Source organism: Mycobacterium sp. (assembly GCF_044342925.1).
Lineage (GTDB): Bacteria > Actinomycetota > Actinomycetes > Mycobacteriales > Mycobacteriaceae > Mycobacterium.
Genome location: NZ_JBIIOV010000176.1, coordinates 1 through 6,537 on the forward strand (window position 1 = coordinate 1; position 6,537 = coordinate 6,537).

Sequence of the window (6,537 nt, forward strand, 5' to 3'; positions counted from 1 at the left end):
GCCTTTCACCGCCGGGTGGGTCATTACCCGATCGAGGACGGCGTCGCGGACCATGGCCCACATCCAGTCCACCTGCTGTGCCCGTCGGCGGGCGTCGAACTCACCGGCGCCGGTCAGGACGTCGCGGTGCCGGAGCACGGTGTCCCACAGTTCCCGCAGGCCGACCCCCTCCACAGCGCTCATGGTGAGGACCGGTGGGCGCCAGAGGGTTTCCCTGGGGTAGATCAGCCGGATGGCGGCGCTCAGTTCGCGGGCCGCAGCCTTGGCCTCGGTGGCATGGGCGCCGTCGGCCTTGTTGACGACGACGATGTCGGCCAGTTCCAGCACACCCTTCTTGATGCCCTGCAGCTGGTCACCGGTGCGGGCCAGGGTGAGGAAGACGAAGGTGTCAACCATGTTAGCCACCGCGACCTCGGATTGGCCGACGCCGACCGTCTCGACCAGGATCACGTCGAACCCGGCGGCTTCCAACAGCACGATGGTCTCCCGGGTGGCCCTGGCCACCCCGCCCAGGGTCCCCGACGTCGGCGACGGGCGGATATAGGCATCCGGCTGGACGGCCAGCCGGGCCATGCGAGTCTTGTCCCCCAGGATCGAGCCCCCGCTGCGGGTCGAGGATGGGTCCACGGCGAGCACCGCTACCCGGTGACCGCTCTCGATGAGGTACATACCGAGCGCCTCGATGGTGGTGGACTTCCCCACCCCCGGCACCCCGGTGATGCCGACGTGCATGGCCGGGCCGGCGCCGCCGGCGGAGCCGGCCGTACCGGCACCGTGCATCAGCTCCATGAGCAGCCGCTGGGCCTGTGCCCGGTGGTCGGCTCGGGTCGATTCGACCAGCGTGATCGCCCGCGCCAACGCGGCACGGTCACGCTGGCGGATCGCCTCGGCGAGTACCGGGATATCGCTGTCGTGCAACGGTTCTCGGCCCGTCACCTGTGGGCCTTTCAGTCCAGGTCGTAACCGAGCCGCTCGGCGAGCTTGTGCACCAAGCTGACCGCGGCCTCGGCGATGACTGTGCCGGGCGGATAGATGGCGGTCGCGCCCGCTGCGTACAGCTCGTCGAAGTCGCCGGGCGGGATGACCCCGCCGACCACGATCATGATGTCTGGACGGCCCACCTCGGCCAGCGCGTCGCGCAGCGCCGGCACCAGGGTGAGATGCCCGGCCGCCAGCGACGACACTCCGACGACGTGGACGTCGTTGTCGGCGGCCTGCCGGGCCACCTCGTCGGGGGTCGAGAACAGCGAGCCGACGTCGACATCGAAACCGATGTCGGCGAAGGCGGTGGCGATGACCTTCTGGCCGCGGTCGTGTCCGTCCTGACCCATCTTGGCGACCAGAATGCGGGGCCGGCGGCCGTCCGCCTCGGCGAAGCGCTCCACCAGCCGGGTGGCCTCGGAAAGTGCGGTGATGCTTCCTCCTGCCCCAACCTCGTCGCGGTATACCCCCGAAATGGTGCGAATCTCGGCCTGGTGGCGACCGTAGACCTTCTCCAGCGCGTCGGAGATCTCCCCGACGGTGGCCTTGACCCGGGCGGCGTTGATGGCCAGCGCCATCAGGTTGTTGCCCAGCCCGTCCGCCAGCCCGTCCGCCCGCCCGTCCGCTGTGGTGCCGGCCGCCAGCCCGTCCGCCGTGGTGCCGGCCGCCCTGGTCAATTCGGCCAGCGCCGCCTGTACGGCGGGCTCGTCGCGTTCGGCCCGCAGCTTCGCCAGCTTGGCCAGTTGCTCGGCGCGCACCCGGCTGTTCTCGACTTTGAGGACCTCGATGTCGGTCTGCTCGTCGACCTGGTACTTGTTGACGCCGATCACCGGCTGTTGTCCGGAGTCGATGCGGGCCTGGGTCCGGGCGGCCGCCTCCTCGATCCGCAGCTTCGGGATGCCGTCGCTGATCGCCTGCGCCATCCCCCCGTGCTCGGCCACCTCGGCGATATGGGCGCGTGCCCGCTCGGCAAGTTGGTGGGTGAGCCATTCCACGTAATAGGAACCGCCCCACGGGTCGATCGGCCGGGTGGTGCCGGACTCCTGTTGCAGCAGCAACTGTGTGTTGCGGGCGATACGGGCCGAGAAATCGGTGGGCAATGCCAATGCCTCGTCGAGGGCGTTGGTGTGCAGCGACTGGGTGTGGCCCTGGGTGGCGGCCATCGCCTCGATACAGGTGCGGGCCACGTTGTTGAAGGGGTCCTGCGCCGTGAGCGACCAACCGGAAGTCTGCGAATGGGTGCGCAATGACCTGGATTTCGGGCTTTGGCTTCCGAATTGGGCGACCAGTTCACTCCACAGCAGCCGGCCGGCGCGCAGCTTGGCGACCTCCATGAAGAAGTTCATTCCGATGCCCCAGAAGAAGGACAGCCGGGGGGCGAACTTGTCGATGTCCAGGCCGGCGTCGATCCCGGCTTTGATGTAGTCGACACCGTCGGCGAGGGTGTAGGCCAACTCGAGATCGGCTGTGGCCCCGGCTTCCTGGATGTGATAGCCCGAGATCGAGATGGAATTGAACTTCGGCATCTTGGCGCTGGTGTAGGCGAAAATGTCGGAGATGATCCGCATGGACGGCGTGGGCGGGTAGATGTAGGTGTTGCGGACCATGAACTCTTTGAGAATGTCGTTCTGGATGGTCCCGGCCAGCTTCTCCGGCGGCACACCCTGTTCCTCAGCGGCCACGACATACAGCGCGAGGATGGGCAGCACGGCGCCGTTCATGGTCATCGACACCGACACCCCACCGAGGTCGATCCCGTCGAACAGCTCGCGCATGTCCAGGATTGAGTCGATGGCCACCCCGGCCATCCCGACGTCGCCCTGCACCCGCGGGTGATCGGAGTCGTAGCCGCGGTGGGTGGCCAGGTCGAACGCCACCGACAGGCCCTTCTGCCCGGCCGCGAGGTTGCGCCGGTAGAAGGCGTTGGAATCCGCCGCGGTGGAGAAGCCGGCGTACTGACGGATGGTCCAGGGCTGGTTGACGTACATCGTCGGGTACGGGCCCCGGATGAACGGCGGCTCACCCGGGAAGTTGTCCAGCGGGTAGCCGGCCGCTACCGCCGCATCCCGGTCGGCGCCGATGAAGAGCGGCTTGACGACGATCCCTTCGGGGGTGTGCCAGTTCAGCTGCTCGGCGACATACCCGTGGGCTCGGGCGGCCGCGTCGACGTGCTCGGTGGCGGCGGCCGGGGTCGGCTCCGACCAGATCGGCTCGGTGTCGTCGTCGCGCCACGCAACGTCGGCGAAACTCGGTACCGCCGTGACATCGGAGTGTGTCATTGTCAGGCTCCCAGCTTCGCCAGCAGCGCCGAGAGTGCTTCGACGGCATCGATTTTCGCGGTGAGATAGCCGTCGGGCCGCCCTTCGGCGGGGACACCGGCGACGGCCTTCTCGGGCCCGGCCAGATAGATCTGTTCAAGGCCGGCGGCGCGGGCGGCTGCCACCAGTTCGCCGGCCTCCTCGCCGTAACGGGCGTCGGTCCCGCACAGGACTGCCACCCTGGTGCCGGCGTCCCCGATGGCCTCCGCCAGACCATCGGGAGTCACCGTGCCGGGGTTGACGGCCTCGATGCCGCCGGAGGCCAGCAGGTTGGCGATGAAGGAGGCCCGAATGTTGTTCTCCGCCATGGGGCCCAGCGGCAGCAGCACAGCCTTCGGCCGAGCGCCGGTGCGCTGCAGGTAGGCGTCGGAGCGGTCGCGCAGCGCCTCGAACGCGGCGGAGTACCGGCTCGCCGCCGGCGTCCCGGCGGCAGTGGCCAGCGGGACCTCGGCAAGGTTGGGGTACTCATTGACGCCGGTAACGGCTTTCCGGCGGTGGGCGATGTCGTCGGCGCGGCGGGTGGCGACGGTGTCGATCTGCTCGGCGAGGTAGTCGCCGCCTTGCCGGAAACCGCCGCGGGATTCGATCTGCTGGAAGTGCGACCAGGCCTGCGCAGCAAGCGTTTCGGTGAGGTCCTCGACGAACCAGGAGCCGGCCGCCGGGTCCAGTACCCGACCGAGGTGGGACTCCTCCAGCAGTAGCAGCTGGGTGTTGCGGGCGATGCGCCGGGCGAAATCGGCAGTGAAACCGGGAAATCCGCCGGGGATGGCCGCGTCGAAGGGCAGGACCGCGACCGTGTCCGCTCCGCCGACGCCGGCGCCGAACGCCGCGACGGTGGTGCGCAGCATATTCACCCATGGGTCGCGCTGTGTCGTCATTGCCCATGACGTGACAGCGTGCACGCGCGTCGCCCCGCTGTCGGGGCGGCCCAGCACCGCGGCGATGCGGCCCCAGAGCTGGCGGGCGGCACGGAATTTGGCGATGGTCATGAACTGGTCGTCGTCGGCGGCCAGCCGGAAACTGACCTGCCGCAGGGCCTGCGCCACCCCGAGCCCGGATTCGGTCAGCACCCGCAGATAGTCCGATGCGGCGGCCATCGCACCGGCAAGTTCCCAACTGGCGCTCGCGCCGCGGTTGTGGAACGCCGGACCGTCGACGGTGACGGCCCGCACCCCGGGCCGGCCGGCGGCCGCCCGGGCCACCTCGGCCACCTCGTCGAGCGTGGGCGACGGTCGTCCGCTCAGGGACGCCGTCAGCGGATCGGCGCCGAGGTCGACCGACATCTGGGCGCGTCGGCTGTCGTCGGCGCCCGCAACCAGGCCCATGACGGCCTCGGCGGCGGCAGTGAAGTCGGCCCCCGCATCCAGGATCACCGGGGCCAGCTCCAGGTAGACGCCGTCCAGCCAGCGGTCCAGCTCGGCGGCCGGGATGCCGGTGCCGCCGACCCGCAGCACCAGGGCGCTGGTTCCCTCGACCAGGGCGTCGAGCACCTCGGCGTTGCCCTTGGCTGAAGCTCCGGAGAACCCCGGCGCCGGGAACTGCTCGGCGACCTTCCAGCCCGCCAGCACGTCGCGGTTGCGGTCGGCGCCGCGTATATAGGGCCACTCGCCGGGCAGCGGCGGCTCCGGCAACGCGTCGAGTGCGGTATAGAGCGCACGGATCGGAAAGCCCTCGTAGGTGGGCGATTCCAGCAAGCGCTCCGGTTCGTTGATGTCCGTCGAGTTGTCCCCCGAGTCGCGACGGCTCTTTGCCAGCACGTCGCCGACGGCGACACGCCACCGAGCGCGAGCCTGGTCCAGGCCTTCCTCCGTGACTGGGGACACCGGCAGCTCCTGTGATCGTCGGGCGGCGTTCGCAATGGGCACCGTCCCTCAGGCTAAATCAGGTCATGTCCGGAGACCGCAGCGGGCAGCCCGATATCGTGGTCCGGATGAGCTCATCCGTGTTGAGGCGCGGCCTGAGCATCCTGCGCGATGCCGTATCGGCCACGGCGGCCACCGCCCGGCAGGTCAGCCGCACCCGCATCCTGCTGACCGGCCTGGCGGTGGCAGTGGCGGTGGCCGTCGTCGTTCTGGTTCCGTTGCCGACGGCGGTGCAGCTTCGCGACTGGGCGAGGTCGCTGGGACCGTGGTTCCCGCTGGCGTTTCTGACCGCCCACATCGTGGTGACCGTCCTGCCGTTTCCCCGCACCGCGTTCACCCTCGCCGCCGGTCTGCTGTTCGGTCCCGGGCTGGGGGTGGCGATCGCGGTGACGGCCAGCACGATCAGCGCCCTGCTGGCGCTGTACCTGATCCGGGCGCTGGGGTGGCAGCTCAGCAACCTGGTGAGCCACCCTCGGGTCGACGCGATCGATGCCCGACTCCGGGCGCGAGGCTGGCCGGCCGTGCTGTCACTGCGTCTGATCCCGGCGGTGCCGTTCTCCGTACTGAACTACGCGGCCGGCGCGTCCTCGGTCGAGGCCCGTCCCTATTTCCTGGCGACGCTGGTCGGCCTTTTCCCCGGGACGGCCGCCGTGGTGATTCTCGGCGACGCGATGACCGGCAACGTCAGTCCGCTGCTGGTGCTGGTGTCACTGTGCACCGCCGCCGTCGGTCTCGCCGGCCTGGTCTACGAGACCCGGCGGCCGCACTGACGCCACTGCCCTACAGAACGCCGAGGATTACGGCGGTGTCCGGGATGTTGCAGCGGTTGCGCAGATCGATGCCCGGGGCCCGGATACCGTCCAGTTCGGCCTTGACCTGCGGATTGGCCGCGAAAAAGTCCTGGGCCTGAGTCTTGACCGCGTCCTTGGACTGGCCCTGCAGGCCGGACAGGAAGTTGTTGACGTCCGGGTGGGTGAACAGGTACGCCGTCATCGCGGCGGCCACCCCGGTCTCGACGCTGGTGACGTCGGCGACCGTGCAGCCCGGCACGACGGGGGCCGGAGCGGCCGGCGCGGGCGCAGCAAAACCCATCGCCACAGCGCCGGCACCGATCGCCGATACCGCCGCACGCCCGAGCAGTGTTGTGGGTTTCATAGCCCTCCCCCTCAAAAGATGGATCGCGTCAGCATAGGGTTCGCGTCAGCTTAAAGTAGCGGGATTCGGCCGCTCCACCGCTCCGGGAGTCAATTTCTCGCTAAACTGCGGTCTGTCGACGTAAGGACACCCATGCAACGCACACGACAAGGAATGGCAGCGCTGGCCGGCGGTGTCGGTCTCGCTCTAGCCGTTCTCACAGCTCCCAGCGCCGCAGCCGA

General features: G+C 69.3%; 5 protein-coding genes. 1 reads left to right on the forward strand and 4 read right to left on the reverse strand.

All coding sequences use genetic code 11. The features are described from left to right. The 3 genes from meaB to mutA all read right to left on the reverse strand — a co-directional run. Positions 1-918 (reverse strand): methylmalonyl Co-A mutase-associated GTPase MeaB (gene meaB / locus ADBZ6I_RS15040; RefSeq protein WP_526385218.1); only part of this gene is annotated, 918 nt, incomplete at its 3' end. Positions 919-947: 29 nt separating this feature from the next. Further along, positions 948-3,260 carry a methylmalonyl-CoA mutase gene (gene scpA, locus ADBZ6I_RS15045; RefSeq protein WP_526385210.1) on the reverse strand — a complete coding sequence of 771 codons (2,313 nt, stop codon included), beginning with the start codon at positions 3,258-3,260 and terminating at the stop codon, positions 948-950. 2 nt (positions 3,261-3,262) lie between these two features. Next, positions 3,263-5,122 carry a methylmalonyl-CoA mutase small subunit gene (mutA, locus tag ADBZ6I_RS15050; protein WP_526385212.1) on the reverse strand — a complete coding sequence of 620 codons (1,860 nt, stop codon included), beginning with the start codon at positions 5,120-5,122 and terminating at the stop codon, positions 3,263-3,265. 107 nt (positions 5,123-5,229) lie between these two features. Between mutA and ADBZ6I_RS15055 the strand changes: the two genes are divergently transcribed. Beyond that, a complete protein-coding gene (locus ADBZ6I_RS15055) occupies positions 5,230-5,931 on the forward strand; it encodes a TVP38/TMEM64 family protein (protein WP_526385214.1) in 702 nt (233 codons plus the stop codon). A 10-nt stretch (positions 5,932-5,941) separates the two neighbouring features. On the opposite strand, the gene ADBZ6I_RS15060 is transcribed toward ADBZ6I_RS15055, so the two are convergent. Next, positions 5,942-6,316 carry a hemophore-related protein gene (locus ADBZ6I_RS15060; RefSeq protein WP_526385216.1) on the reverse strand — a complete coding sequence of 125 codons (375 nt, stop codon included), beginning with the start codon at positions 6,314-6,316 and terminating at the stop codon, positions 5,942-5,944. Positions 6,317-6,537 lie beyond the last annotated feature (221 nt).